The organism is Arthrobacter sp. AG1021 (assembly GCF_003633665.1).
Classification (GTDB): Bacteria; Actinomycetota; Actinomycetes; order Actinomycetales; family Micrococcaceae; genus Glutamicibacter; species Glutamicibacter soli.
Genome location: NZ_RBLB01000009.1, coordinates 232067 through 257635 on the forward strand (window position 1 = coordinate 232067; position 25569 = coordinate 257635).

26 protein-coding genes are annotated in these 25569 nt (G+C 65.5%); 8 read left to right on the forward strand and 18 right to left on the reverse strand.

The features are described from left to right. Window positions 1-6 precede the first annotated feature (6 nt). Together DFO58_RS12230 and DFO58_RS12235 are read right to left on the reverse strand one after the other, a co-directional pair. Window positions 7-762, reverse strand: a complete 756-nt coding sequence (locus DFO58_RS12230) for an ABC transporter permease (RefSeq protein WP_047120182.1) — start codon at window positions 760-762, stop codon at window positions 7-9. After that, on the reverse strand, window positions 759-1676 hold the full coding sequence (locus tag DFO58_RS12235; protein WP_113607050.1) for an ABC transporter ATP-binding protein: 918 nt from the start codon (window positions 1674-1676) through the stop codon (window positions 759-761). Before DFO58_RS12235 ends, DFO58_RS12230 begins: the two co-directional genes overlap by 4 nt. Before the next feature lie 367 nt (window positions 1677-2043). Here DFO58_RS12235 and DFO58_RS12240 point away from each other — a divergent pair, with 367 nt between their 5' ends. Next, window positions 2044-2715 (forward strand): VTT domain-containing protein, encoded by a 672-nt coding sequence (locus tag DFO58_RS12240; RefSeq protein ID WP_113607051.1) that lies wholly within the window; start codon window positions 2044-2046, stop codon window positions 2713-2715. Window positions 2716-2720: 5 nt separating this feature from the next. Here the strand turns inward: DFO58_RS12240 and DFO58_RS12245 are convergent, their stop codons facing one another. Beyond that, entirely contained in the window at window positions 2721-3077 is a 357-nt protein-coding gene (locus DFO58_RS12245) for a DUF2695 domain-containing protein (protein WP_082344844.1), read from the reverse strand. A gap of 235 nt (window positions 3078-3312) precedes the next feature. Here DFO58_RS12245 and DFO58_RS12250 point away from each other — a divergent pair, with 235 nt between their 5' ends. From DFO58_RS12250 to DFO58_RS12265, 4 genes are all read left to right on the forward strand, one after another. Next, entirely contained in the window at window positions 3313-4080 is a 768-nt protein-coding gene (locus DFO58_RS12250) for a helix-turn-helix transcriptional regulator (protein ID WP_120991117.1), read from the forward strand. A gap of 143 nt (window positions 4081-4223) precedes the next feature. Then, window positions 4224-5678, forward strand: a complete 1455-nt coding sequence (locus DFO58_RS12255) for an aminopeptidase P family protein (protein ID WP_286163578.1) — start codon at window positions 4224-4226, stop codon at window positions 5676-5678. Continuing rightward, on the forward strand, window positions 5675-6892 hold the full coding sequence (locus DFO58_RS12260) for an amidohydrolase family protein (RefSeq protein ID WP_120991121.1): 1218 nt from the start codon (window positions 5675-5677) through the stop codon (window positions 6890-6892). Before DFO58_RS12255 ends, DFO58_RS12260 begins: the two co-directional genes overlap by 4 nt. Further along, window positions 6889-8223 carry an alpha/beta fold hydrolase gene (locus DFO58_RS12265; protein ID WP_120991123.1) on the forward strand — a complete coding sequence of 445 codons (1335 nt, stop codon included), beginning with the start codon at window positions 6889-6891 and terminating at the stop codon, window positions 8221-8223. Before DFO58_RS12260 ends, DFO58_RS12265 begins: the two co-directional genes overlap by 4 nt. Before the next feature lie 250 nt (window positions 8224-8473). Here DFO58_RS12265 and DFO58_RS12270 read toward each other — a convergent pair whose 3' ends face one another. From DFO58_RS12270 to DFO58_RS12285, 4 genes are all read right to left on the reverse strand, one after another. Then, complete coding sequence (locus tag DFO58_RS12270; protein WP_183043188.1) at window positions 8474-9202, reverse strand: RES family NAD+ phosphorylase; 729 nt, start codon at window positions 9200-9202, stop codon at window positions 8474-8476. A gap of 23 nt (window positions 9203-9225) precedes the next feature. Beyond that, window positions 9226-9624, reverse strand: coding sequence for a hypothetical protein (locus DFO58_RS12275; protein ID WP_082344847.1), 399 nt, complete (start codon window positions 9622-9624; stop codon window positions 9226-9228). Window positions 9625-10064: 440 nt separating this feature from the next. Next, complete coding sequence (locus DFO58_RS12280; protein WP_047120189.1) at window positions 10065-11261, reverse strand: aminotransferase class I/II-fold pyridoxal phosphate-dependent enzyme; 1197 nt, start codon at window positions 11259-11261, stop codon at window positions 10065-10067. Then, window positions 11261-11701, reverse strand: a complete 441-nt coding sequence (locus DFO58_RS12285; protein ID WP_286163579.1) for a carboxymuconolactone decarboxylase family protein — start codon at window positions 11699-11701, stop codon at window positions 11261-11263. Before DFO58_RS12285 ends, DFO58_RS12280 begins: the two co-directional genes overlap by 1 nt. 318 nt (window positions 11702-12019) lie before the next feature. On the opposite strand from DFO58_RS12285, the gene DFO58_RS12290 reads away from it, so the two are divergent. Next, window positions 12020-12538: a hypothetical protein gene (locus DFO58_RS12290; protein ID WP_053798869.1), complete on the forward strand. Its 519-nt coding sequence runs from the start codon at window positions 12020-12022 to the stop codon at window positions 12536-12538. On the opposite strand, the gene DFO58_RS12295 is transcribed toward DFO58_RS12290, so the two are convergent. The 5 genes from DFO58_RS12295 to DFO58_RS12315 all read right to left on the reverse strand — a co-directional run bounded on the left by DFO58_RS12295 (window position 12535) and on the right by DFO58_RS12315 (window position 17215). Further along, window positions 12535-12810: a hypothetical protein gene (locus tag DFO58_RS12295; protein ID WP_047120192.1), complete on the reverse strand. Its 276-nt coding sequence runs from the start codon at window positions 12808-12810 to the stop codon at window positions 12535-12537. The genes DFO58_RS12290 and DFO58_RS12295 overlap by 4 nt on opposite strands. A 65-nt stretch (window positions 12811-12875) precedes the next feature. Next, on the reverse strand, window positions 12876-14174 hold the full coding sequence (gene rlmN / locus DFO58_RS12300; protein WP_231735894.1) for a 23S rRNA (adenine(2503)-C(2))-methyltransferase RlmN: 1299 nt from the start codon (window positions 14172-14174) through the stop codon (window positions 12876-12878). Between the two features lie 61 nt (window positions 14175-14235). Next, window positions 14236-15390 carry an NAD(P)/FAD-dependent oxidoreductase gene (locus DFO58_RS12305; protein ID WP_183043189.1) on the reverse strand — a complete coding sequence of 385 codons (1155 nt, stop codon included), beginning with the start codon at window positions 15388-15390 and terminating at the stop codon, window positions 14236-14238. Continuing rightward, window positions 15387-16088 (reverse strand): methyltransferase domain-containing protein, encoded by a 702-nt coding sequence (locus tag DFO58_RS12310; RefSeq protein WP_120991131.1) that lies wholly within the window; start codon window positions 16086-16088, stop codon window positions 15387-15389. The genes DFO58_RS12305 and DFO58_RS12310 overlap by 4 nt, the downstream gene beginning before the upstream one ends. Further along, window positions 16088-17215, reverse strand: a complete 1128-nt coding sequence (locus DFO58_RS12315) for a type III polyketide synthase (protein ID WP_120991133.1) — start codon at window positions 17213-17215, stop codon at window positions 16088-16090. Before DFO58_RS12315 ends, DFO58_RS12310 begins: the two co-directional genes overlap by 1 nt. Before the next feature lie 249 nt (window positions 17216-17464). On the opposite strand from DFO58_RS12315, the gene DFO58_RS12320 reads away from it, so the two are divergent. Continuing rightward, complete coding sequence (locus tag DFO58_RS12320; RefSeq protein ID WP_120991134.1) at window positions 17465-17977, forward strand: DUF3253 domain-containing protein; 513 nt, start codon at window positions 17465-17467, stop codon at window positions 17975-17977. 96 nt (window positions 17978-18073) lie between these two features. Here DFO58_RS12320 and DFO58_RS12325 read toward each other — a convergent pair whose 3' ends face one another. The 3 genes from DFO58_RS12325 to DFO58_RS12335 form a co-directional block, all read right to left on the reverse strand. Further along, window positions 18074-18262 (reverse strand): CsbD family protein, encoded by a 189-nt coding sequence (locus DFO58_RS12325; protein ID WP_047120197.1) that lies wholly within the window; start codon window positions 18260-18262, stop codon window positions 18074-18076. Window positions 18263-18454: 192 nt separating this feature from the next. Further along, a complete protein-coding gene (locus DFO58_RS12330; RefSeq protein WP_147407278.1) occupies window positions 18455-19639 on the reverse strand; it encodes a hypothetical protein in 1185 nt (394 codons plus the stop codon). Window positions 19640-19685: 46 nt separating this feature from the next. Next, window positions 19686-20429 (reverse strand): sulfite exporter TauE/SafE family protein, encoded by a 744-nt coding sequence (locus DFO58_RS12335; protein ID WP_082123997.1) that lies wholly within the window; start codon window positions 20427-20429, stop codon window positions 19686-19688. Between the two features lie 237 nt (window positions 20430-20666). On the opposite strand from DFO58_RS12335, the gene DFO58_RS12340 reads away from it, so the two are divergent. Then, window positions 20667-21842, forward strand: coding sequence for an FAD-dependent oxidoreductase (locus DFO58_RS12340; protein WP_120991138.1), 1176 nt, complete (start codon window positions 20667-20669; stop codon window positions 21840-21842). A gap of 56 nt (window positions 21843-21898) precedes the next feature. Here the strand turns inward: DFO58_RS12340 and DFO58_RS12345 are convergent, their stop codons facing one another. The 3 genes from DFO58_RS12345 to DFO58_RS12355 are packed head-to-tail and all read right to left on the reverse strand — an operon-like array spanning window position 21899 to window position 25442. Beyond that, window positions 21899-23419: an APC family permease gene (locus DFO58_RS12345; RefSeq protein WP_113607064.1), complete on the reverse strand. Its 1521-nt coding sequence runs from the start codon at window positions 23417-23419 to the stop codon at window positions 21899-21901. Between the two features lie 30 nt (window positions 23420-23449). Further along, window positions 23450-24472 (reverse strand): agmatine deiminase family protein, encoded by a 1023-nt coding sequence (locus DFO58_RS12350; RefSeq protein ID WP_120991140.1) that lies wholly within the window; start codon window positions 24470-24472, stop codon window positions 23450-23452. After that, window positions 24465-25442: a nitrilase-related carbon-nitrogen hydrolase gene (locus DFO58_RS12355; RefSeq protein ID WP_120991142.1), complete on the reverse strand. Its 978-nt coding sequence runs from the start codon at window positions 25440-25442 to the stop codon at window positions 24465-24467. Before DFO58_RS12355 ends, DFO58_RS12350 begins: the two co-directional genes overlap by 8 nt. Window positions 25443-25569 lie beyond the last annotated feature (127 nt).

Genomic DNA, 25569 nt, shown 5'->3' on the forward strand with positions numbered 1-25569 from the left:
AATTATTCACTGGCGCGCCTTGGCCTTCCGGGTTGCGAAGACCGCGAAGAGCGCGAAGATGATTGCCCATGCAACCACACTAGTCACTGGAATCCACAATGGATCCGGCGCCATGTCGCCTCCTGCGGGAATTGAGTGCAGCATCGGGTAGCGGGCTAAGGCCACATAGCCGAACATCGGGGTGAAACGGGCTGCGTCGAGCATGCCGCCTTCCAGAGGCATGAACACGTTGCCGAAGAAGGCGAAGAACACCATCAGGCCCGAGGCCAGCCCCAGCGCGGATTCCGACTTGAACAGCATGCCCACGCCGATGCCGTAGCAGGCGAAGATCATCGCTCCGGCCAGGATGATCAAGTAGCTGACCACCCACATCCAGCCGTCGGTGACCCGCGCTCCGGTAACTGCGCCCAGGGCGAAGACCAGCGCCGCCGAGGCTGCCGCCACCGTGGCCGCGACAGTCATCTTGCTGGTGACGAAGGAAGCCGGTGTCATCCGGGTCAAGGCGATCTGCCGGCCCCAGCCCTGCATGGTTTCGGTGGCCACCGTGCCGGCAATGGCCACGGTGCTGACGGCCGCGCCGTAGGCTGCCATGGAGACCATCAGGTAGAACTTGACGTTGCCGCTGCCTACCTCGGCGTCCGTGTAGCTGGGGATGTTGCCGAACAGGAAGTACATGGCTGCCGGCAGCAGCAGCGCGAAGACCAGATTGTAGCCGTCGCGGAAGTGCCGGGCGAATTCAACGCGGATATAGGTGGCAATCATTGGGCGTCCTCGGTCAGTTGGATGAATGCGTCTTCCAGGCTTGGCGCAGAGATTTCAAGGTCCCAGGCGCCCAGATCGGTCAACAGGGTTTGGGCGAAGCGGTCGGAATCGGCGCATTTGAAGGAGATGCGCTGTCCATTGCGTTCGGCAATGCTCACCGAGGCGTCGAAGGCTTCCGCCTGGGAGATCGCCTGCTCGGTGGGCAGCGTGGCGCTGACGGTGCGTCCGGAAATCAGCTTGCGCAGTTCCTCGGTCGCCCCGTCCGCCACGATGCGCCCGTGGCTCATCAGCACGGTGCGCTCGGCGAAGTTCTGCGCTTCTTCCAGATAGTGGGTGGCAAAAATGATGGTGCGTCCGCTGGATGCCTCCGAGCGCATGTTTTCCCAGAAGTCGCGGCGGGCCATCACATCCATGCCGGCGGTGGGCTCGTCGAGGATCAGCACGTCGGGGTCCGGGAGCAGGGCCAACGCGAATTTGATGCGCTGCTGCTCGCCGCCGGAGCACTTTCCGACCCTCCGCTTGGCGATGGCGGTCAGCCCGGTACGGTCCATGACTTGCGTAACACGGCCGGCCTGCCCGTGCATGGTGGCAATCACCGTGATGGTTTCGCGAACGGTCATGTCGCGCAACAGCCCTCCGGTCTGGAGCACCGCCGAAACCCTGCCGGAGGTCACTGCCCGGTGCGGGCTTAGGCCCAGGACCTCGACCGAGCCGGAACTCGGCTGGGTCAGACCCAGGATCATGTCCACGGTGGTGGTCTTGCCTGCGCCGTTAGGGCCGAGCAGGGCAACGATTTGGCCGGCTTGGATGCTCAGGTCGACTCCGCGCACGGCTTCGACCTTGGTGCGTGGTGTCGTGAAGGTCTTGCGCAGACCCGTCAGCGATACTGCTTCGGTTCGGTTCAGCGTTTCCATGGTTCAATTTTTCGCGGAAAAGGCCCGCCGACGAAGAGCAGAATGTCATGACTTGAACATGACCGTTGTCATGGGTCGGCGGCGAGAATTTAGTTGCCGCATTTCAACTGTCGTTTCGGGGACGCGTCAGCGGATGTGAGCTTGGCTACTCCGGCGGGTTCATTCGTCACCGCGCCCGCACAGTACAGCAAGATCCCGGCATCGAAGTCTTTACCGGTCAGCCCGGCCAAAATGCCATTCCCACATCGATTTACCGCAGTGATCTGCATCTATGCACGGGCAAACTCACAGCGAAATCCCGTAGGCTTTTCTCGTGCTAGATCATTCTTCATTTCTTTCGATAGTGACCGAACTTGGGTCGCCCACCATGGGTGCGGCTTTCCTTCCAGACTGGCTGAATCCCGCGGTCTTCCTTAACGACCCGGCTTTGGCGCCATGGGTCGTCCTGATCGTTTGCGGCATCGTTTTCGCGGAAACCGGCCTGCTGGTCGGTTTCTTCCTGCCCGGCGACTCAATGCTCTTCACCGTGGGCATGCTCATCGCCACCGGCACCATCCATGTCCCGCTGTGGCTGTTTGCCCTGTGCATTTTCGTCTGCGCCTTCGCAGGCGACCAAACCGGTTACATGATCGGGAAAAAGACCGGTCCCGCGATTTTCAAGAAGCCGGATTCACGCTTCTTCTCGCAGAAGAATGTCGAGCACGCCCACAGCTTCTTCGAGCGTTTCGGCGGCCGCGCGGTCATCCTGGCCCGCTTCGTTCCCGTGGTCCGCACCTTCGTTCCGGTGATCGCCGGTGTTGCCAAGATGAACCACAAGACCTTCGTCTTCTACAATCTGATTGGCGCTCTGTTGTGGGGTGTCGGCGTCACCTTGCTGGGCTTCTGGCTCGGACAGTTCAGTTGGATTGAAGAGAACATCGACCTCATCTTCATCCTGATTGTTTTCATCTCCGTGATTCCGATCGGCGTGGAACTACTGAAGGCTTTCATGTCCGGGAAGAAGAACAAATCCACTTCCAACGGGAGCTTGGAAGACTAGATAATCTAAGCACTCCGGGAGCGGAACTGGCCTCCGCCCCACTGCACGCCGCGGCGCATCATCCACTGTTCGCAGGGTTGAATGCTGCCGCGGCGTGTTCCTTTGCAGACCATGTCCAGGCCCTCGTCCACCGCGCGCGCAGCCTCATCGGTAATGGGCCGGAAAACGTTCAGCAGCACCTCGCAGTCGCAGAAGCCGCCCAGCAGCTTGATCTTCCGCTCCAGGGCGGTAGCCCGCGGGGCCGAATAATCGCGGTAGTGCATCAGCGCGCGCAGGTTCGCGGCACAAGGTTCGGCGCCTGCGACTCGATATAGATAGCACGGCAGGCATTCACGGTCGACGGGATCCGGCAGTGACGGCATGGTTTTCTCCTCAACTCTGGGATGCAGTTCCGGCGGCCCGTTGCGGCTGCCTGCTCCCACTGTCAGTCACGATCCGCAAGGCTTCGCAACTGCCTGGCGAACTGTGGAGAACTGCTAACGCCCATCGGCATCCGGGATCCTGTCCGATGAAATGTGCCATGATTCAACTGTCCCCGTGCTGCCTTGTCCGGGGCACGGACTGCACCCCGTCACACATCACTAAGGTCGTACACGCATGGATGCCGATACGCTCACCTCGATTTCGCAGCAGCTGGCCGCATTGGCCGACGACATGCGCCGCAGCGGGGTACCGACGGACGGAGCCCACGTGCATCGGGACGGCCTGTCCATGCGACTGATCTACTCGCGCCAGGATCTGGTAGACACCTTCAACGACTTCCAGGACCGGGCGGTGCATTCGATCGATGCGCTGGACCGAGGCGGCAGACCCGCGCATGCGGAGTCCCAATCGAAGTCCCAGCCAGCCGCGCTGGCCCGCGGGGTGCGCTTCCGGGTGGTCTACGACCCCTCGGTATTCGAGCGCGGAGAACTCACCCGGGCCATGCTGAACTCGGTCCGCCAAGGCGAGGAAGCCCGGGTCTCCACGAATGTCTCGACGCGGCTGCTGATCCGCGACCGCGAGGAGTTCATCATCCACACTTCGGAAGCCTCCGCCGCATCGCATCTGGCCGTGCAGCTCACCTCCCCGGTGCTGGCAGATTTCATCAACGATTCATTCACCAAGGTCTGGGAAACCGCCCTGCAGGTCAGCAACCGGAAGTTCGAGTCCGGAACGCTGCTGGAGGATGACGAGATCCAGATCCTGCGACTGCTGGCCGCCGGGCAGAAGGACGAGTCGGTGGCCCGTGCGCTGGGAGTCAGCGTGCGCACGGTGCAGCGCAAAATCCAGACCCTGCAGCGCGGATTCGGCGCAGCCAGCAGGTTCCAGCTCGGCGCCATCAGCGCCAAGCACCTGATCGTGGACCGCGAATCCGCAGACTGAATCAGCAGAGACTGATTAACGACGTGTCGGTTTTACGACACCGTTTTATGTCGTAGGCGCGGCGGATCCGTGAAAAGCTTGAATGACCGGGGCGCTAAGCCCTGCCATCCCAACAGTTCTCGTTTCACAGGAGCACCACGTCGATGAGTGAGAAACTCCCCAAGTCAATGCCGGTACCAAGCAGCGGGGAGAATGTCATTCCCCGGCTGGCGAACAGCCAGCCCTTCGTGGACTTCATGGCCAAGGGCTGGGAATCACCCCAATTGCCTGCCCCTGTCGATGCCGCGGCGTCGCAGGCCGCAGCCAACCACCGCGAGAACCTCTCGGCGGCCTTCGCCGGCCAGGGCATCATGGTGTTCGCCGGCCACGCACCGGTGCGGGCCAACGACAACTTCCACGAGTTCCGCGCCCACTCCGATTTCATGTACCTGGTCAACGCCCAGATCGAGTCCGCCGTGCTGCTGGGCCACCCGACCAGCGACGGACATGACTTCGAACTGTTCCTGCCAGTCCCCTACGCGCCGGGCACCGCTGACTTCTTTTCCAATGCCATCCACGGCGAACTCTGGGTCGGCCCTAGCCACAAGCCGCTTGACTGGCAGCGCGCGTTGGGCATCCCGGTTCGCCCGATCCAGGAACTCGAGTCCGCCGTGCGTGCGGGCCGGTTCCAGGCCGCCGGCGCCGTGGACTCCAGCGAGCTGGACAAGCTGAACGCCCAGGATTCCCCCGTCTTGAAGCGGGTCCTCTCCCAGCTGCGCATGGTCAAGGACGCGTGGGAAATCGCCGAGCTGCGCGCTTCGGTGGACCACACCATTGACGGTTTCCGCCAGGTGCTGGCCGAGATCCCGCAGGCCATCACCTCCGGCGGCGAGCGCTGGCTGCAGGGCACCTTCGACCGCGCCGCCCGCACCTACGGCAACGGCCCGGGCTACGCCACCATCATCGGCGCCGGCATCCACGCGCCCACCCTGCACTGGACCCGCTGCGACGGCCCGGTTCGCGAAGACCAGCTGCTGCTGCTGGACATGGGTGTGGAGGAACGCTCCTGCTACACCGCAGATGTCACCCGCACCTTCCCGGTGGCCGGAGCCTTCACCGACGCCCAGCGCCAGGTCCACAACCTGGTGGAGAAGTCCCACCGCGCCGGACTGGCCGCGCTGGCTCCGGGCAAGCCGTACAGCGACTTCCACTTCGCCTGCATGGAGGAAATCGCCAAGGGCCTGCACGACTGGGACCTGCTGCCGGTCTCGGTGGACGAGGCGCTGTCCCCCATCGGCCAGCAGCACCGCCGTTGGCTGGTGTGCGGTGTGGGCCACCACCTGGGCCTGGACGTGCATGACTGCTCGCACTCGCACTACGAGGACTACCAGGGCGCGCTGTTGGAGGAAAACATGGTGCTGACCGTGGAACCTGGCCTCTACTTCCACGCCCACGACGCCATGGTCCCGCCGGAGCTGCGCGGCCTGGGCGTACGCATCGAGGACGACCTGCTGATCACCGCCACCGGCTACGAGAACCTCTCCGGCGATCTGCCGCTGGGTGCCACCGGCCTGGAGCAGTGGATGGCCCAGGCGATGAACCTGGCGGTGCGCGCATGAGCACCCTGACCCTGTGCAACGCCACGGTTTTCGACGGCGAACGCTTCCTGGACGAGCCGGCGAACATCACCCTGGTCGACGGGACCATCACCGCTGTGGGCGCCCAGCGCGAGGGAACCCTGGTCGACGCCGCCGGGCGCACCGTGCTGCCCGGGCTGATCGACGCGCACTTCCACGCCTACGCCGTGGCCCTGCAGGGCTTGGACAACGAGCTGGGCCCGCTGTCCTACTCCGCGCTGGCAGGATCCCACCGCCTGGCAGCCGCGCTGCGCCGCGGCTTCACCACCGTGCGCGACGTAGCCGGCGGCGACTTGGGCCTGGCCCGCGCCATCGAGGAGAAGCTGTTCGACTCGCCGCGCTACTACTTCACCGGCCCCGCCTTCAGCCAGACCGGCGGGCACGGCGACCCGCGCGAGGCGCACCTGGACACCTGCTTCAGCCACGGGCACATGTGCCAGATTGTCGACGGGCCCGACAACCTGCGCGTGGCAGTGCGCAATGCCTTCCGCACCGGGGCACACGCCATCAAGATCATGACCAGCGGCGGGGTCATCTCGCTGACCGACCCGCTGGAAATCCCGCAATACTCTCCCGAGGAAATCCGCACCATCACCTCCGAGGCGGCCCGCCGCGGCTCCTATGTCTGCGCGCACGCCTACTCGGTGCCGGCGATCCGCCACTCGGTGGAAAACGGGGTGCGCAGCATCGAGCACGGCAACCTGCTGGATGCCGACACCGCCAAGCTCATGGCGCAGCACGACGCCTTCCTGGTCCCCACCCTGGCCGCCTATGCCGCCATGGATGCGCGCGGCGAGGAACTGGGCCTGGCCGCGGTGTCCCAGGAGAAGAACCGGATCGTGCTAGAGCGCGGGCAGCAGGCGGTGCGCCATGCGCTGGATGCAGGGGTCAAGGTCGGCTTCGGCAGCGATTTGATGGGCGAGCTGGGCGACGAGCAGCTCAACGGGCTGGCCCTGCAGGCCGCGGCTTGTTCAGTAGAAGACCTGCTGCGCTCGGCCACCAGCGTGAATGCGCAGCTGATTGGCAACGAGTCCATCGGCTCGCTGGCCGCCGGCAAGACCGCGGACCTGCTGGTGCTTGACGGCGATCCGCGCCAGGATGTGGACTTCCTGGTGTCCGAGGCCAAGGGCCGCACCGTCATCCAGGCCGGAGCCCCGGTCTTCGATTCGCTGGGACTGCTGGAGGGCGCCAAATGACCGCGCTGGCACAGGCCGTGCAGAACCTGGATGCGGCCCCGCGGCTGCTGGAAACCTACGTGGCCGGCGGACGCCGCTTCCGCGACTACGTGCTTCAGGTGCCGCTGGACTGGAACAATCCGGGCGGCCCCGCCATCGAGTTGTTCTACCGCGAAATGGTGCGTGCGCACCTGGACGGGCAGCAGCTGCCGCTGATGGTCTACCTGCAGGGCGGGCCCGGCGGGCAGGGACCGCGCCCGGTGGGCGGTTCCGACCGGTTGGATACGGCGCTGGAACGCTACCGCGTGATCCTCATGGACCAGCGCGGCACCGGCCGCTCCACCCCGGTCACCGCCCAGGTGATCTCCGGATTCCCGGACGGCGGCAGCGGCGCGGCGTACCTGGAGAACTTCCGCGCGGACTCCATCGTGGCCGATGCGGAGGCGATCCGCCGCCGCGGCTACCAAGGCCGCAAATGGGCCACGCTGGGCCAGAGCTACGGCGGGTTCCTGACCCTGAGCTACCTGAGCTACTTCGATAACGCGCTGACCGCCTGCTTCATCACCGGCGGGCTGCCGAGCCTTGAGCCGAGCGCCGCCGGGGTCTACGCCCGCACCATCCACCGGGTGCGTGCCAAGAACGAGCAGTTCTACCGCATGTACCCGCAGGACCGCGCCCGTGCCGCCAATCTGGCCCGCACGCTGGCCGAACGCGAGGTGCTGCTGCCCGACGGTGACCGCTTCACGGTCCGCCGGTTGCAGTCGCTGGGCGTCGACTTCGGCATGGGTCCGGGCTTCGAACGCCTGCACTGGCTGCTGGAGCAATCCGGCGACGGCACCGAGCTCAGCGACTGCCTGCTGCAGGAGGTCCAGGCGCGCACCAGCTTTGCCGGGAACCCGTTGTTCGCGGTGCTGCAGGAGGACATCTACGGCAACGGGGCCAACGGCCCCAGCGCCTTCGCCGCCCAGGCGGAGCTGGAGCAGCACGCGGATTTCGCCACGGATGCGCCCACCTTGCTGTTCACCGGCGAAATGATGTTCCGCTGGACTTTCGAGGAGACCCGGCTGCTGCGCCCGTATATCCCGGCCGTCGAAGTGCTGGCAGCGCGCGGCACCCACCGGAAGATCTACGACCTTCAGAAGATCGCGGCGAACCGGGTTCCGATGGCCGCCGCCGTCTACTACGACGACATGTATGTGGATGCCGGCCTGTCGCTGGACACCGCGAAAAAGGTCGGCGGCCTGCAGGCCTGGGTCACCAATGAGCACGAGCACGACGGGATCAACGACCCAGCGGTGCTGCGCAGGCTCTTCGCCATGGTGGACGAGGTCGGCGGTCCGCTGGCCAGTTGAATCATCACAAAACCGTATTGACCATGCGTGAAGAGAGGCGGGCACGGATCATTCCGTGCCCGCTTCTTCGCATACCGCGAGTTCCAGTCCTAAGGAGTTCGAACCTGCAGGAACGAATTTGGGATCATGCGCAATGACGCAGAAGCTTGAATCAGGGATTCGGCTTATTGGCCTTTCCGATTCACCGAAGCCGCCACGGCACACCGTTCCTTTTGCTGGACGCGTGGTGCCGTGCGCACGTTCTGGGCAATCAGCCTTCATGCCATTGCAGACCAAAGCGGGCAAATGCCTCTTGCAGCTCGGGAAGGTCGGGCGGCACCGGGAGAGGCTCCATCACAGGTTGGATCCGAGGACTGACAGCCAAGTCATCGGCACGTTGGAACACTGCCCAGACACGGATCTCATCACCGTGGCGGGAATTAAACCTCACACCATCGACGACAGGCTCGCCCGCTGTCTCTTCGTGCAGGTCGTAAAGCCATCTGGCGATGGATCTAGTGAGCACGCGGTCTCGGGCGTCCTTCAACAGGGCAGTATCGACGTCGGCGAGGGAAATATCATGTCGGTCGAAGGGGTAGTGGATGCTCAACGCGGCAATACTGCGTGAGTGGGTGACGTAGCAGTATTTGCCGCTTTGGCGTGCAGAACCGTACCGCCGGTCTTCCAACCATGAGTAGCCAATGGCGCATTGGGGAGCTTCGGGGTAGCTGCCAATGCTGCCGTCGTCGTCGATAATCTGGTCAAGCCCGGCGACCAGCTCGGGACTGGGACGGAAGTGGGCAAGCAGCTCGAGGAAGCATCCAAGAAGGCTTTCGGCAGTGTAGATGGTACGAAACTCGCCAAGCTGGTCATCCCAACGTCCACTGAAAAGTCCGTCGTCACCGGCGAACGTCCAAGGCGTCCAAGCCCAAAGTTCCGGTGAGAATCCGACGCGCCAAACATGGAGGGGTTCATCTGGGCACTCTATTTCAAGGTCCACGCTGTTTCCATGTTCGGGATTCATCATCGGCCGTAAGCGAATGATTTAGCGGCGACGATCACGTCCCGAGAACCAACTATCGGGTCAGACTCGCGCAGGACCTGGGCGGGTGCGTCATCATTCAAGCCGGGATTCATCCCCTTGAACCAGGACTGCACAGTTATAGCGTCGTAGCGATCCCGCAGAAGTGCCGCGGCATGAAAAGCATGACGAAGTCGTTCTTGGTCGACTTCGCCGGGAACGGATGAGCCATCTGCCCAAGTCGATACCGATCTGGAGGACTTCACCCCACCGATATAGGCAACCAGGCGCACACCCAATATCTCCCGCAACTGCGAAATGAGCTCATGAAACGGAAGACCGACGGAATCCTCGTACGCGCGAAGTCCCGGACGCTGATCAGGTGACACTGCTGCTTTCATGATTCGATTGTACTCTGGAATGCATGCTCAACCCATAGTAAAAATGCACCCAAAAACGCACCACCAAGCCTCATCAAGCAGCTCGAAAGGCGCAGATTTCAGCTATCGGAGTGTGCACGTTTCCGGGGTTTTGCCACACCGGACACAACAAGATCTACCCATCCTGATAAGGGAGAATACGGCCCGCATTATGTGGAACAGCAGGCGTTCCCCGGCCCGAACTCCGACGTCGTGCACACGCATCGCCATAGTGGATGCCCAAAGGCAGGCGGATCAGGACGCGGCGGTCCTGAAAGCGCCTAATATGTCATCGGCCGCTTGGCGTCACGACTGTCGTAGGATGGTTGGTTTCAAGAAGCTCAACATCGAAATTGACCACAAGGTTCGTGCGGAACCGGCGGTGCAGATCACCCAAGTTTCTCACCACCGATCCACGAGTCCTATACCCCGGACAGCGTCTGGCGCAAAAACGCTTCCACCCGCTCCAGCGCCTCGGCCACCCGTTCGTAACCGGCGGCGAACGACAGCCTGATGAACAGGTGCCCCTCGAACGGGTCGAAGTCGCCGCCCGGGGTCAGCGCCACCTGTGCATGTTCCAGCACCTGCCGGCAGTACTCTCCGGCGGTGCCGAAGCGGTCGAGCACACGCTCGCTGAGCCGCCCGTAGAGATAGAACGCGCCGTCGGCCGGCGCTGCCTGCTCGATGCCCAGCTTTCTGTAGTTGGCCAGCACCAGGTCGCGGGTCTTCGCGAACTCGGCGACCCGCTGCTCCGCCTCGGCAAGGCTCGACGGCTCGAAGGCGGCGATGACCGCACGCTGGGCCGGAGCCGGCGCGCACAAGGCGAGGTTCGAGGCCAGGGCGTCCACCGCGGCCAACATGTCGTCGGGGACGATCATCCAGCCCAGGCGCCACCCTGTCATGCCCCAGTACTTGGAGAAGGATGAAACCACGATCGAGGAGCGGGAGAACTCCCAGGAGGTGCGCCCCTTGCGCTCCGGGACGAATTCGATGCCATGGTAGATCTCGTCGCTGACCAGCCGCACGCCATGGGCGTCGCACCAGCTGCACAGCTCTTCGAGTTCCTCGGCGCTGAACATGGTGCCGGTCGGGTTGTTCGGCGAGGCGATGACCAGGCCGTCGAGCCTTCCGTGCTCGGCCAGGGCCTGCTCCAGCAGCTGCACGGTCGGCTGGAAACGTTCGGCTTCCCCGGTGGGGAGGTCCACCACCTGCAGGCCCAAGGCTCCGAGGATGTTGGCGTAGGCAGGATAGCCTGGACGGGCCAGAGCCACCACGTCCCCGGCGTCGAAGGCCGCGAGGAAGGCCAGCTGGAACGCCCCGGAGGATCCGGTGGTCATGACGAAGTTCCGCGCCGGGATCTGGACGCCGTAGCGGGCCAGGTAGTGCGCGGCCAAGGCCTCGCGGGTCTCGGCCAGGCCGGCGGTCGGGGTGTAGCCGAAATCCGCGTTCTGCGCATGCAGCTGCGCGGCGAGCTCATTGACCGCGGCGGGCGCTCCCCCACCGGGTTCCCCGACGCACAATGAGATCACGTCGCGGCCGGCGGCACGCAGGTGCGCGACTTCCTCGACGATCTGCATGACTTCGAACGGCGGGACTTCTCCGCGCTTCGACACCTTCACTACTTTGCGCCTTCAGCCAGGCTGCGTTCCTTGACCGGATGCCGGGAGAGCACCGAGATGCGATTGAACGCGTTCATCGCCACGGCGATCCACTGGATGGCCGCCACCTGCTCATCGGAGAACACCAGACGGGCCGAGGCCACAGCTGCAATGCGTTCCTCGGGGGTGGGCAGGTTGGTTGTTGCTTCGGCGATGGCCAGCGCCGCGCACTCTTCCTCGTCGAACAGTCCGCCGCATTCGTTCCACGTGGACAGCAAGTTGATACGCTGCATCGTCTCCCCTGCGTCGATGGCCTTGCGGGCATGGAGGTCAAGGCAGTAGGCGCAGCCGTTGATCTGCGAGACCCGCAGGTTCACCAGTTCGGCCAGCCGGTCGCTGATGCCTGCGTCCTGGTAGGACTTGGTCAGCTGATTGGCGAACTTCCCAATAGAGTTCCACAACTCCGGATTGGATTTATCAAGGAAAAGAGGATCTGAGACAGCCATATCTGAACCATACCGCCCGGCGCTTGCAACCTCCTAGTTCGCTTCGGGCGCTCAGCCACCGACTATGGGACAAGACCCTCAAGTCCCTGTTCGTGCCCTTCAGGACAATATATTGCGATGTAGCAACAAAAGCTGCAGGTTACGTGACGGCGGCGGCGAGACTGCCGCATTCGATAGCAACCCATCAGGATGCTTGCCCGTTGCCCTACTGGCCTGCTGGATTCGCGCATAGAATACCGGCATGATCTGGATAGGCGGCGGCGAGGTGGCGTGATGCAGATTCAAACGTGCGGGCAACTGGATTCCAAGGACCTGGTCCAGCTATGCGATTTCATGCGGGAGGACATTTCATCGCTGAGCCTGACCCCGTGGACCACCGCGCTCCTCGGCCTGCTCACGGGCCTGGCCATCACCGGGGTGACGGTGCTGGGAAACCGCAGGGCGCAGCGCGCCGAACGCCGCAACACCGCGCAGCTGGCCGCGCTGATCGCGGTCCAGGATGTGGCCTTGGAGCTTCGCAGCAAATGGACGGCGCATCTGGACCACCTGCAGTCGGGCTCCGGAGGTCCCGATCCCTTTCCGGCGCTGGCCCAGGCCGCGTTGCAGGGAGAATTCCGCACCGCGGCCAGCCGCATCGACAACAACGAACTGCGGGAAGAGTACGCCCGCTGGGAGACGTACGCGGAGTTGTTCTTCAACAACTCGGGCAGGCAGCAGGGTTATGAGGAGCAGAAGCTCTGGGACACCGTGCTGGAGCGCTCGGGGAAGAACATCCGCTGGATCGACGCCTAGTCCAGCGACTGCACGTTGATCTGCACGTCATGGGTGGCCCCGGCGGCCCGAATGGCGTCCTGCCATTCGGGGCTGCCGCCGAGCACCTCGAAGTGCACGATGTTCCGGTTGCGCAGCTCGGTGGCGAGCTGGCTGGCGAAGTCCTCGTTGTTCACGACCATCCAGCGCCCGTCGAGCACCACCGGCTCGTCGGCTTTCACCTCGTCGGCCCAGACCAGGTCCTTGGCCAGGTCCCGGGAGACGGCAATCCTCGGAAGCCGAATCGTGCTCATGAGCAGTCCTCCCTCTACTTAGGTCTTAGCCAAAGTATAGGCTTCTCTGCCCGGCGTAGCGGTGGCTACTTGTCGCCGTCGGCGGCCAGCTGGCCGCAGGCGCCGTCGATTTCCTTGCCGCGGGTATCGCGCAGGGTGGTCGGCACACCCAGCTCGTCCAGGCGGCGCACGAACTTCGAGGTGATGTCCGGCTCGCTGCGGGTCCAGATGGAGCCCGGCACCGGGTTCAGCGGGATCGGGTTCACGTGCACCCAGCCGCGGCCGCGGGCGTTGAGCTTCTTCGCCAGCATTTCGGCGCGCCACTCGTGGTCGTTCATGTCCTTGATCAGCGCGTACTCGATGGAGACGCGGCGTCCGGTCTTCACGTAGTAGTCGTAGGCGGCATCCAGCGCCTCGTCGACCTTCCAGCGCGAGTTCACCGGGATCAGCTCGTCGCGCAGCTCGTCATCCGGTGCGTGCAGCGATAGCGCGAAGGTGACCGGCACGTCCTCGTTGGCCAGCTTGCGGATGGCAGGAACCAGGCCGACGGTGGAGACGGTGATGCCGCGAGCGCTCATGCCCAGGCCCTCCGGGGCTTCGGCGACCATCCGGTGCACGGCGTTCATGACGCGCTTGTAGTTGGCCAGCGGTTCGCCCATGCCCATGAACACGATGTTGCCCACGCGCTCGTCGGGGTGCTTCTGGCCGCCCAGTCCGCCTTCGGCGATGACGCGGTTGGCCTGGACGATCTGGTCCAGGATCTCTGCGGTGGACATGTTGCGGGTCAGGCCTGCCTGGCCGGTGGCGCAGAACGGGCAGTTCATGCCGCAGCCGCACTGCGAGGAGATGCACAGGGTGATGCGGTTCGGGTAGCGCATCAGCACGGACTCGACCAGCGAGCCGTCGAACAGGCGCCACAGGAACTTGATGGTCTTGCCGTCGTCGGTGGTCAGCCGCTTGACCTCGGTCAGCAGCTTCGGGAACATCGCGTCGACCAGTTCCTCGCGGCGGTCCTTGGGCAGGTCGCTCATCTTGGCAGGGTCGGTGGTGTAGTGCTGGAAGTAGTGCACCGAGAGCTGCTTGGCGCGGAATGCCGGCAGCCCCAGTTCCTTCAGCTTCTCCTGGCGCTCGGCCAGGGTGAGGTCAGCCAGGTGGGTCGGCGGCTGGGAGACGCGGCGCTTGGTGGCGAACTGCAGTTCGGGGCGGCCGTCGGCGCCCATCTCCTGCTTCCATCCCTCGGCGGTCGGAATGACCTGCGCGCGGCCTTCGGCCTGGGCGCGGGAGGTGGAGATACGCAGCTGCTGGGCACGCTGGGCGGCGGCCTGCTCCTGGCGCAGGGCCTTGCGCTCGTCAGCGGAAAGTGTGGTGGGGTTGCTCGAAGTCATCACCATCCATTGTTTCACGTATCAGCTGGGTACAGGCGGTGAGTTTGGGCACGCGCGGCATTCAGGTCATGGTGAAGCTGCGGGCCACCGTATCGCGCACCGTGCGGTTCCCCGCCGCGGCGCTGAACAGCAGGTTGCGCGCCGGCAGCAGCCACGGCGCCACCGGCCGGCCCAGCGCCATGTTCAGGTGCGCTTTCAGGCCAGCCTGCCGGGCGGCTTTCAGCTGCCGCGCCTGGAACTGCTGCAGCTGCCCGTCCTCCGGGCCGGCGCCGGAGGCCAACAGCTCCGCGAGCTGCGCCGCACCGATCAGGCCCAGGCACATGCCCTGCCCGCCGATGGGGCTGATCTGGTGCGCGGCATCGCCCAGCAGCACCGCCCGGCCTTGCACCATGCTGGTTGCCCTGCGGTTGGCGGTGGCGAAGCTGCTGCGCATGGTGCAGGCTTGGGCGTCCAGCCAGTGGCCGGTGCGTGCGCGGATCAGCGTCGGCAGGTCCGTGTCCACCGACTGCCGGCGTCCGAGTCTGGCCACCCAGCGGCGCAGGCCTTGCGGCAGCGGGAAGGACTCGACGATGCCCTGCGACTCGATGAACAGCGCGGCGGTCTGCGACCAGCCGGTGGATTCGGGGAAGTCGCCCATGAGGTAGCGGTCCGGCAGCTGCCTGCCGCGAAACCCCGCTCCGAGCTCGGCGCGCACCGCCGACTGCACCCCGTCGGCGCCGATCAGCCAGGAGGCTTCCCGGGTCTGCACTCCCCCGGGCCCGGCCACGGTGAAGCGGATGGATTCGCGCGACTGTCCCTCGATGCCATGGAATTCATGGCCTTCGGCCAGGGCCTGCGGGTCCAGTTCGCGCAGCCGGTCCCGCAGCAGCGTCATGGTCTGGTGTTCCGGCAGCGCCAGCACGTACGGGTAGGGGCCGGGCAGCGAGGAGAAGTCCAGCTCGGCGATCTGCCGGCCGTTGCTAATTCCCACTCCCCGGCGGATTGCGGTGCCCTGCTCTGCGAGCTGCGCCGCCAGCCCGGCGCGGGCCAGCACCTGCTGGGCCGGAGGGTGCAGGCCGATGGCCCGGGAGTGCGCGGAGATTCCGCGGCGGCGCTCGAAGACCCGCACGGTCCACCCCTGCTGGGCCAGGAGCACCGCCAGACCCAGCCCCACCGGCCCGCCGCCGATGATCGCCGCGCCATCCATGATTTTCGCCCCCTTTGCCTTTGCGGTCATGCCCAGGCCGGCCGGTAGGCCAGCAGGTTCCTGAACGGCTTGGCGGTATGCACCTGCCATCCGGCAGGCACGCGGCGGACAAGTTCCACCGGGGTGTAGCTGCGGCGGATGGAGGCCAGCCCGTCGCGGCGGATCAGCGAGGTCCTTGCCAGTGGCAGCGTCGCCGCGCCGAACAGCAGCGAAGCGATTCGGGAGCGCCGGATGTCCGCGTGCAGCCCCAGCCCGGTGGCCAGGGCTTCGGTGTCGGCCAGGATCCCGCGCAGCTGGGCATCGTCCAGGTGGTGCAACAGATGATTGGAGATGACCACGTCGAAGACCTCTCCGCCGCGCACCAGGTCCGCGCTGGTGCAGCGCAAGAATTCGATCTTCCCGGCCGGCAGGACGCTTTTCGCCGCGGCCTGCCGGGCGAAGGCGATGGCCCGCTCATCCGGGTCGATGCCCAGCACGCCCAGCTCGTAGCCGTCGCGCAGTGCCCAGCGGGCCAGCTGCAGGGCGATGTCTCCCCCGCCGCAGCCGATGTCCAGCAGGCGGGCCGGTTCGCCGGAGGCCAGCAGCGGGGCGATCTGCTGCGCGTAGATCCCCTTCCATCCGCCGACCGCCCTGTTTACCAGCGGGAACTGGGCGTAGGTCCGGTTCAGCAGCACGGGGTCGCAGTCCGGATGGTCCATGGCCTCCAGCTCGTCGGGACGCCGCCGCATCAGCTGGTTCCGGAAACCGTCGCCACCGTGAACAGGCCGGTTTCCACCGTGAGCCCGGGGCCGAAGGCCATGGCGCAGACGCGTTCTCCGGCGCCGGTGCTGCCGGCTTCGAGGATTTCCTTGAGCACGAACAGCACGGTGGAGCTGGACATGTTGCCGTAGTCCTTGAGGATCCGGCGGGCCGGGTACAGCTGCGTTTCGGAGAGCTGCAGCCGGTTCTGGATCCGGTCCAGGATGGCGCGGCCTCCCGGGTGGATGCCCCAGTGGGTGATCTGCCCGATCTCCAGCGGTTCCTCCGCGTCGGCGTCCAGCAGCGGCGTGAGCGCGTCGGTGATGTGGTCGTCGATGATGTGCGGGACGTAGGTTCCCAGCACCATTTCGAACCCGTGGTCCCCAATGTTCCAAGCCATCGATTCCTCGCCCACCGGGGTCAGCGTGGTCTTCAGGTCGTCGATCTGCAGCCCCTCGCCGCCCCGGGCCACCACCGCGGCGGCTGCACCATCGGCAAAGATGGCCGAGCCCATGATGGTGTCCGGGTCGTTGGAGCTGTGCACGTGCAACGTGCACAGCTCCACGCAGACCACCAGCACGGTGGCGTTCTCGTCGGCCAGGCAGAAATCCCGGGCCGCGCGCAGCGCCGGGAATGCTGCATAGCAGCCCATGAATCCCAGATGGTGGCGGACGGTCGAGGGATTCAGCCCGAGACTGCGCACGATCTGGTAGTCCGGGCCGGGGTTGTAGAAGCCGGTGCAGGACACCGTGATCACGTGGGTGACATCCGCAGGTTCGAGCCCCGGGCAGGCATCCAGCGCCTTCCGCGCGGCCTCGATGAACAGTTCGCCTGCGTGCTCCACGTAGACCCGGTTCCGCTCGGCGGTGCTCGGCGACTTGAGCAGGCCGGAAGAACGGTCATAGAACATCGGTTCAGCCGGTTCGGGCAGCTCGGTGTTGAATTCCGAAACGCAGCTGTAGCGGGTGTCGATGTCCGCGGAGTTGAAGGAGGTCGCCACCAGCCGCTGTCCCAATCGGCTGAGGTCGGGCTGTGCGGCGAAGACGTCCCTGACGTCGTCCTGCTTCAAGACTGTCGAAGGTACGGCGGTCTGGATCGTTCTGATGATCACTGGCATGACCCGAGCCTAGGACCTGCGCGCGACCGGTGTAAACCATCGCACGCAACTGCCAGGAAACCAGGATCGGCCGCCAGCGCCGCGGGTGCACGTGCCAGCTCTCCACTCGTCGTCGCGTGCCACGACGGCTGGTAGCCGTCTGGAACCCCTCGCAACGGCAGCGTGAAATGTCCTACCCTGAAACCCCGTCAAGCATGCACCGCAGGCGGCATGGGAACAAGTTATGGGTGAGGCGGAATAAAGGCAACCATGAGCAATGAAGACGCAGTGGAGCGAACGGAAGACGGCAGATATCTGGTCATTTCCGGCCGGAAGTGGCGTGCGAGCGATCCCGGGATCCCGCCGAAGCTCCGACAGGAGCTCGTCGACGAACTGATGAACGCCCGCCGTGAGATAGGACGCGGGGACGAAGAAGCCCGCGCCAGGGTCCACGAGGCGAAGCTGGCTCTGGGCGAGCGCGGACAGCCGTGGTGGGAAGAAGCCCGCGAGGACAAGCTGGATGAACGCATCCGGGCGGCGATCTTCACCCTGCTGCGCAAGAGGCAGGGGTCCTCGATCTGTCCCAGCGATGTCGCACGCATCGTCGACGGCGGTGGCGAACGCTGGCGGTCCCGGATGGAACGCGTCCGGCAGGTGGCCGCTTCCCTGGCCGCAGACGGCGCGATTAGGGTGACCCAGAAAGGGCATGACGTCGATGCGCACAATGTCCGTGGTCCCGTGCGACTGCAACTGGCCCGAATGGACCCGCGGGAGCAAGATTAGGCCGAACGGACAATGGCTTGCACGAAACTGGAGGAGCGGCCCTTGGACAGGCCAGTGGCCCCGTCGCAACGACGGGGCCACTGGCGTGATCGACTTCTACTTGTTGTCGGTTGCGTCCTTGAACGCGTCCTTGGCCTTTTCGCCAGCCTGCTTGGCATTCGCGGCAGCCTGATCCTTGACGCCTTCGGCCTGCAACGACCTGTCGTTCGTCGCCTTGCCCGTGGCTTCCTTGGCCTTGCCAACAACTTCTTCTGACTTGTTCTGAATCTTGTCTCCGAGACCCATCTTGCCCTCCTCAGTTATTCGGTTGAAACGACACCCATTACGCTACAGAAAATGTTGTCCGCTGGTCTCGCCGCTGGATAATTCCAAGGAAACGTCAAGGATGCATGTCAGGCAAGTGCAGGAACACTGCCCGGAACGGGGCACTACGAACCGGGCCCATGCGCGGCTACCGGCCGAGCAGCGCGGCACATTTCAGACGGCAGGCTTTTCAGTCCTTGGCGCCGGATCGCGGTGGACGCTGCGTGTGCCCGGGCCATGCGTGCCGCGCGGCTGCTGCCGATCGCGGATCATCGCCGCGGTGGTGCGGATGAACACGGAGATCCACGTGAAAAGGATCGCCACGGCCGACAGCTCGAAACCGGTCAGGTTGTAGTAGGACCATGAATCCCAGAGCAGGAACGCCACCCACAGCGCACCCACGGCAGAGAGGGACATCATGTGGAAGACCGCCGGATACCCCGGCAGCAGGACCATCGTTCCCAGCAGCAGGATGATCATGGCGGCGGAGGCCAGCTGGACGAACGCCGAATGCACCCCGAGGGACAGGTTCATCGGGACGCTGCCCACGCCGATGATTCCCACGGACACCGCGACCAGGCACCAGCCCACCACCCGGGGGCGCGGGCGCAGCTTGCGAATCAGCGGGTAGCGTTCGAGGTTCGGACGGCAGCGGTAGGTCCGCGACAGCACGTCCAGGTCCCTGGTCAGGAACTCGGTGAACGAGATCAGCACCAGTCCGGAGATGATCATGGTCGTGTTGAACGTCCAGAAGGAGCCCATGCCGGATTGCGAGGTCCCCAGCCGGGAGAACATCCCCTGCCACCAGCCTTGGTCCTCGGCCAGCAGCATGCTGATCAGCACGCCGGCGGCCATGTAGATGCCCAGGACCACCGACAGGTTCTCGGCGCTGGTGCGCGCCGTAGCCACCAGCGCCAAATAGGCGCTCAGCCCGGTGATGCCGCTGACGGCCAGCGACCCGGCCAGCACATCGAGGCGCAGGCCGATGAACGCTTGCTGGAACAGGTGCGTGGCCACCAGGATCATCATCACGGTGCTGGCCACGTGGACCAGTACCAGGCCGAGGGCGGCAACATACTGGCGCCAGGCCGGGATGCGGCGCAGCCACGGTTCACGCTGGCGCAGCAGGCTCCGGAACGCATAGGCGCTGGACAGCCCCGCCGAGACGCCGCCGGTCACCGAAGCCACGGAACCCACCGACAGTCCGCCGAACAGCGCGGGGCGCTCGCCGGCGAAGATGATCAAGGCCGTGGCCATCCCGAACAGCGCGCAGAACAGTCCCGACCACAGCGCGTTCCGCTCGATTTCGAGTTCGGTCACGCGCTTGGGATTCGTCGGTTCGGGGAAGTGGAGAGGCACGACATCCATTGTTCCATGGACAATTCAGGCAGTGCCGGGCGGGCCGTTAGACCAGTTCCGTGATGCCGTTGACCAGCAGGCCGACCGCTCCGGCAAGCGCGACTAGCACCACGAAGGCACGGCTGACTTTCGCCGGGATCTTCGGTGCCAGGAAATTGCCCAGCACGATACCCAGCACCATGGCCACCAGGCAGGCGGTCCACTGGATCCAGTCAAGCTGCGGCATGCCGCCCTTGGCGACCAGCGAGGACACCGCAAGGACCAGGAAGTAGAGCTGCACGGAAATCGCGAATTTCGCCTGCGGCCAGCGGCTGGCCACCGCGTAGCCGGCGATGGCCGGGCCGGAGACGCCGGCGGTGACCGACATGAATCCGGAGATGGCGCCGGCGCCGATGGCCAGCCCCTTGCTTTGCGCGGCCGGCAGATTGCGGACCAGGAAGCTGGCGCCCAGCGCGAGGATCACCATGATCGAGATGCCGATGGTCAGCCAAGGACCGCCGAGCAGCGTGGCCACCCACGCACCGGGGAAGGTCATGATCACCGCGGGCACCAGCAGCAGCGCGATCTTCTTGTATTCGACCTGCCGGAAGACCTGGGCGAAGATCAGCAAGCTGCTGCACGCTCCAAGGAAGTTCACCAGCATGATGCCTTCGAACGGCCCGAGCACCAAGACCAGGAATGGAGAGGCTACCAGCGCAAAACCCATACCGGAGATGCGTTGCGTGGATGCCCCGGCGAACACCGCTGCCGCCAAGCCGATCAACGCACCGAGTTGCACTGTTTGCTCCACGCGGACTCCGCTCCTGGTTGCTTGTCATGGTTTGCCGAGGCGCGGCGTTCTGGGGAAGGTGCGGGAAGACCAGTCCCCGAAAATGCACACTCGACCTCTGTATTCGACGATACACGTCAACAAGGCCTGACTTGAACCATTCCCGGCCTCCGCACCAATCCGGTAACGGCGCCGTCCGACCCGCAATATTACGACCCCGGCGTCGGCCCGGCGAGTCACCGGGCCTAGGCTGAAGAGATGAGCACCGACGTCGATTTCCTGGTCATCGGGGGCGGAGCCATGGGCTCGGCCGCCGCTTTCTCCCTTGCCGGCCAGGGACACCAGGTCCTGTTGCTGGAGCGTTTCGCCCCCGGACACCATGAGGGCGCGTCCCACGGCAGCACACGCAACTTCAACCCCGCCTACGCGGATCCTGCCTATGTCGGGCTCCTGCGCCGCGCGAACCAACTGTGGGAAGACCTTTCGCAGGCCGGCAAGGTCAAGCTGCTGAACCGGACCGGGCTGGTCAATCACGGCGACGAACCCGGCCAGCAGGCGATCCACAGGACGCTTACGGCCACCGGCATCCAAAGCGAACTGCTGGACGCAGCCGAGGCCGGCGAGCGCTTTGCCGGCATGAGGTTCCAGACGCAGGCTTTGCATATTCCCAGCGGCGGGCAGCTGAATGCCGACCTGGCCGTGGCCACCCTGCAGCGGCTGGCAGCCGCCGCCGGAGCCGAGATCCGCCACCGGCACCGGGTGCTCCAGCTGGAGGTCGTCTCGGATGAGCTGGTCAAGATCCACGTGGATGACGGCCTGCGCACCGGCACGCTGTCCGCACGCCATGTCATCCTCACCGCTGGTGCGTGGACCCGCACGCTGCTGGGACCGGGCTTCGAGCTGCCGCGCCTGCACGTCACCGAGGAGCACCCGGTGCACTTCGCCCGGCGCGGGGAATCCGCCCACTGGCCCGGCTTCAACCACACCCTCGCCCCGGGAGACCACGACGGCCTGAGGATTTTCGCTCCGGTGTACGGCATGCACACCCCGGGCGAGGGCATCAAGGTCGGCTGGCACGGATCGGGCGAAGTCATCGATCCGGACCGCCGCCCGCACCGGCCGGTCGCCGAGCAGCTCGACGCCCTGCAGGCCTATGCCCGCCGCTGGCTTCCGGGCACCGATCCTGACAGCTTCGAGCCGGTGTCCTGCACCTACGCCAACACGGAGGACGAGCATTTCATCCTCGACCGGCTGGGGCCGGTCACCGTGGGCGCAGGGTTCAGCGGCCACGGCTTCAAGTTCGTGCCCGCCATCGGCGAGCACCTGGCCCAGCTGGCCACCGGGGCGGCCGGAACGATCCCGCGGTTCGCGGCCAGCCGTCTAATCGACACCCCGGTGTTCCTCGAACGCCGGAGCCGGGCCGGAGTGTCCTAGCCCCAGCGCACGCGCAGCCCGGCCCTGCGGAAGGGCCGGGCTGCGCGCTGCGGGAGCTAGGAAGTTTCCTGCTTCACGTACCTGGTTTCCGGACGGGATTCGTAGAACGCCGCACGGCGCTTGCGGGCCCCGATCAGGAACACCGCGCCGAGCACCAGGATTCCCACCCCGACCACGAACACCAGGCCCATGCCCGCCACGTGCGTCCCGGAACCGTACTCCGGGTCCAGCGAGTCCACGGTGGTCTGCAGGAACACCGCCACCAGCGCCAGCCCGCCCAGCAGCGGAGCCAGCCCGCGGATGAGGAAGTTGCGCGCCGAGGCGAGAAGCGTGTGGCGGAAGAACCAGACGCAGGCGAATGCAGTGACCCCGTAGTAGAAGCAGATCATCATGCCCAGCGCCAGGATGGTGTCGTTCAAGACGTTGGTGGAGACAAAACGCATCATCGCGTAGAAGCCGGTGGAGACCACCGCCGCCACGATGGTGGAGAAGGCAGGAGTGCCGAACTTCGGGTGGATCCGGGTGAACGCCTGCGGCAGCGCCCCGTGGTGCCCCATGGCCAGCATCGAGCGGGCCGGGGAAATCATGGTGGACTGCAGCGAAGCCGCGCAGGACGCCAGGGTCGCCAGCGACAGCAGGATGGCTGCCGGCCCCATGACCGGGCCGGCCAGGGCCGCGAACACGTTGCCGATGTTCTCCGGATTCGCCAGGCCCAGACCTGAATCCCCCACCCCGGCGAACACCGTGGCCGCCACGGAGGTCAGCAGGTACACGGCCAGCACGATCACCGCGGTGAACCCGGCGGCCAGACCGGAGGTGCGCTCGCCGTTCTTGGTTTCCTCGTTCATGGACAGGCAGACGTCCCAGCCCCAGAAGGCGAAAATGGACAGGCTCAGTCCCACCGCCATGGCGGAGAAGGAATCGATGCCCAGCGGGTTGAACCACTCGGCGGAGAACTGCACCGCCGGGGCCGCCTTGTCTAGGGCCGCGATGGTGAACCAAAGCAGCACCACCACCTGGAAGCCGACCAGCAGGTACTGCACCAGCGAGGCGGCGTGCAGCCCGCGCACCGAGATCCAGGTGGCGCCCAGCATGAACACCAAGCAGGTGGCCACGTTGATCCACGGGTTGGACGCCAGCTCGGCCAGCTGTTCCTGCCCGGTGGCCTGGGCGAGGAAGAGGTAGAAGAAGTCCACCGCCACCCCGGCCAGGTTGGAGAGCACGATGATGTTCGCCGCGAGCATGCCCCAGCCGCCCATCCACCCGGCACGCGGCCCGAAGGCCTTCCACACCCAGGTGAAGGTGGTGCCGTTGTCCGGCATGGCCCGGTTCAGCTCGCGGTAGCCCAGGGCCACCAGGAACATCGGGATGAACCCGACGATGAAGATGGCCGGCAGGTGCGTGCCCACCGCTTCGGCGGTGGGGCCGAGCGTGCTGGCCACCACGTAGCTGGGCGCAATGGTGGATACGCCGATCACGATGGCCGTGAACAGGCCGATCTGGCCTGCAGTCAGGCCCTTGCCTGTTTCGGTGACCGGGCTGGTGCTCAGCCGGCTGGGTTTCGTCTTGTCTTTCATCGCACTGGATCCTTTACCGGGCGGGGTGTTCTATCGCTTCGGAACCTGCTGGGTGATGCAGTGGATTCCTCCGCCGCGGGCATACAGCTCGGTGGCGTCCACCGCGACGACCTCGCGGCCCGGGTAGGCCTGGGCGAGGATCCGCGCGGCCTGCGCATCGTTTTCATCGTTGAAGCAGCAGGCGATGACTCCCCCATTGGTGACCAGGTGGTTGATGTAGGAGTAGTCCACCCAGCCTTCCTCGTCCTTCAGCGTCTTGGGCGCCGGGACGGGGACCAGGCGCAGCTTGCGACCCTTGGCGTCGGTGGCCGCCTCCAGGAGGCTGCGCACCTCGGCGGAAATCGCATGGTCCGGATGGGCCGGGTCTTGCTGGTCGTGGTAGAGCACCACACCGGGTTCCGCGAAGCAGGCGACGATGTCCACGTGGCCGCGGGTGCCGAACTCCTCGTTGTCCCGGGTCAGCCCGCGCTCCAGCCAGATGACCTTCTGCGCGCCGAGCTGCTTGGCGAACTCGGCCTCGATGTCCGCGGCGCTGGCTTCCGGGTTGCGTCCCGGGTCCAGCTGGACGCTGCGGGTGGCGAGCATGGTGCCCTCGCCGTCCACGTGGATTCCGCCACCCTCGTTGGTGATCGAGGACTGCACCCGGGCGGTCTGCTCCAGCTGCGCGACCTGGGCGGCGATCTTCGAGTCCTTGCCCCAGGAGGCCCAGGACTGGGCACCCCAGCCGTTGAAGTTCCAGTCGATGGCGGCCAGTTCGCCGGAGGCGTCGCGCACGAAGGTCGGCCCGATGTCCCGCATCCAGGCGTCGTCCAGCTCGCGCAGCGCGTAGCTGACCTCCTCGCCCAGGTGGCGGCGGGCGTCCGATTCGGCCTGCGGGTCCACGACCATGGTCACCGGGGTGAAGCGGGCGACGGCCTTGGCCACCGCGGCCCAGGTGCTGCGCGCGGCTTCGGCCTCCTCGGCGGTGTCGCCCAGGGTGTAGCCGCCGGAGGGGAAGGCCATGTAGATGCGTTCGTGCGGATTGGTTTCCGCGGGCATGAGGAACTCAGACATGGGAGCTCCCCATCTCTCCCAGACCGGACTCGGCACGGGCTTCGGTCAGCGCGCCGTAGGTTTCCGGGCGGCGGGTGCGCAGGAACGGGAAGAGCGTCAGCCAGTCGCGGCGGGCGTCCAAATCCAGGGTTGCCACCAGGACGGCGGATTCGTCGCGCGGAGCGCGCGCCAGGATGCGGCCATACGGATCCGAGATGAAGGAGGAACCGTAGAAGGTCAGTGCGCCTTCGTCGCCCCAGCGGTTGGGGACCACCATGAACAGCCCGTTGGCGATGCCGTTGCCGATGATGGTCTGGCGCCACAGCGGTTCGGTGTCGAAGTCCGGGTGGTCCGGTTCGGAGCCGATAGCCGTCGGGTAGGCCACCAGGTCCGCGCCGGCCAGCGAGTAGATGCGCGGCGGTTCGCTGAACCATTCGTCCCAGCAGGTGGGCAAGCCCATGGCCAGGCCGTTCAGCTCCTCGAGGCGGTGCACCGGGTAGGGATCCTCGCTCGGGCCTTCGCGGAAGTACTTGTCCTCGTAGTAGCCGGCGGTGCGCGGAATGTGCAGTTTGTTGGTCAGCGCGACGATTTCGCCTTGCGGCGACACGACCACGGCGGTGTTCAGTCCCAGGCCGTCCTCGGCCGGGGCCTTGCAGAACAGCGAAATGTGCACATGAATGGAGTAGCGCGCGGCCATGTCGCGGGCGAAGGCGACGGTCGGCCCGCTCTCCAGGTCCTCGGCGGACTCGTCGGCAGCGTCCGGGTTCGGCACCACGAAGGCCGGGTACTTGCTCAGCGTCAGCTCCGGCAGGTACACGATCTTGGCCCCTCGGGAGGCCGCGCGGCGGATGCCGTCTTCCAGTTCGTCGCGCAGTGCCTGCGGGTCTTCGTGCCAGCGGTGCTGGACCAGCGCGACCGTCAGTTCCCCGCGCTCGGCGGCGTCCACGCGGGCCGGAGAGGCCGGCGGGGTGAGGGCGAGTATTTCTTTCATGGCTATGCTCCATCGCTAAAACGAATGTGATTCGTTTACAGGATAAGCAGTGTCCCGCGTCACACGCAAGAGGTAAACGAATGATTTTCGTTTAATTCGGATATGCTCGGGTAGAAGGCCCCGACAG

Coding starts and splice junctions, on each gene's coding strand:
- DFO58_RS12325 (WP_047120197.1), bottom strand. CDS start 18,262: ATGGGTCTCGGAGACAAGATTCAGAACAAGTCAGAAGAAGTTGTTGGC.
- DFO58_RS12235 (WP_113607050.1), bottom strand. CDS start 1,676: ATGGAAACGCTGAACCGAACCGAAGCAGTATCGCTGACGGGTCTGCGC.
- DFO58_RS12250 (WP_120991117.1), top strand. CDS start 3,313: ATGGATGCCGATACGCTCACCTCGATTTCGCAGCAGCTGGCCGCATTG.
- DFO58_RS12295 (WP_047120192.1), bottom strand. CDS start 12,810: ATGAGCACGATTCGGCTTCCGAGGATTGCCGTCTCCCGGGACCTGGCC.
- DFO58_RS12255 (WP_286163578.1), top strand. CDS start 4,224: ATGAGTGAGAAACTCCCCAAGTCAATGCCGGTACCAAGCAGCGGGGAG.
- DFO58_RS12350 (WP_120991140.1), bottom strand. CDS start 24,472: ATGTCTGAGTTCCTCATGCCCGCGGAAACCAATCCGCACGAACGCATC.
- DFO58_RS12245 (WP_082344844.1), bottom strand. CDS start 3,077: ATGCCGTCACTGCCGGATCCCGTCGACCGTGAATGCCTGCCGTGCTAT.
- DFO58_RS12315 (WP_120991133.1), bottom strand. CDS start 17,215: ATGCCAGTGATCATCAGAACGATCCAGACCGCCGTACCTTCGACAGTC.
- DFO58_RS12310 (WP_120991131.1), bottom strand. CDS start 16,088: ATGCGGCGGCGTCCCGACGAGCTGGAGGCCATGGACCATCCGGACTGC.
- DFO58_RS12355 (WP_120991142.1), bottom strand. CDS start 25,442: ATGAAAGAAATACTCGCCCTCACCCCGCCGGCCTCTCCGGCCCGCGTG.
- DFO58_RS12305 (WP_183043189.1), bottom strand. CDS start 15,390: ATGACCGCAAAGGCAAAGGGGGCGAAAATCATGGATGGCGCGGCGATC.
- DFO58_RS12290 (WP_053798869.1), top strand. CDS start 12,020: ATGCAGATTCAAACGTGCGGGCAACTGGATTCCAAGGACCTGGTCCAG.
- DFO58_RS12260 (WP_120991121.1), top strand. CDS start 5,675: ATGAGCACCCTGACCCTGTGCAACGCCACGGTTTTCGACGGCGAACGC.
- DFO58_RS12230 (WP_047120182.1), bottom strand. CDS start 762: ATGATTGCCACCTATATCCGCGTTGAATTCGCCCGGCACTTCCGCGAC.
- DFO58_RS12240 (WP_113607051.1), top strand. CDS start 2,044: ATGGGTGCGGCTTTCCTTCCAGACTGGCTGAATCCCGCGGTCTTCCTT.
- DFO58_RS12345 (WP_113607064.1), bottom strand. CDS start 23,419: ATGAAAGACAAGACGAAACCCAGCCGGCTGAGCACCAGCCCGGTCACC.
- DFO58_RS12320 (WP_120991134.1), top strand. CDS start 17,465: ATGAGCAATGAAGACGCAGTGGAGCGAACGGAAGACGGCAGATATCTG.
- DFO58_RS12340 (WP_120991138.1), top strand. CDS start 20,667: ATGAGCACCGACGTCGATTTCCTGGTCATCGGGGGCGGAGCCATGGGC.
- DFO58_RS12265 (WP_120991123.1), top strand. CDS start 6,889: ATGACCGCGCTGGCACAGGCCGTGCAGAACCTGGATGCGGCCCCGCGG.
- DFO58_RS12275 (WP_082344847.1), bottom strand. CDS start 9,624: ATGAAAGCAGCAGTGTCACCTGATCAGCGTCCGGGACTTCGCGCGTAC.
- rlmN (WP_231735894.1), bottom strand. CDS start 14,174: ATGACTTCGAGCAACCCCACCACACTTTCCGCTGACGAGCGCAAGGCC.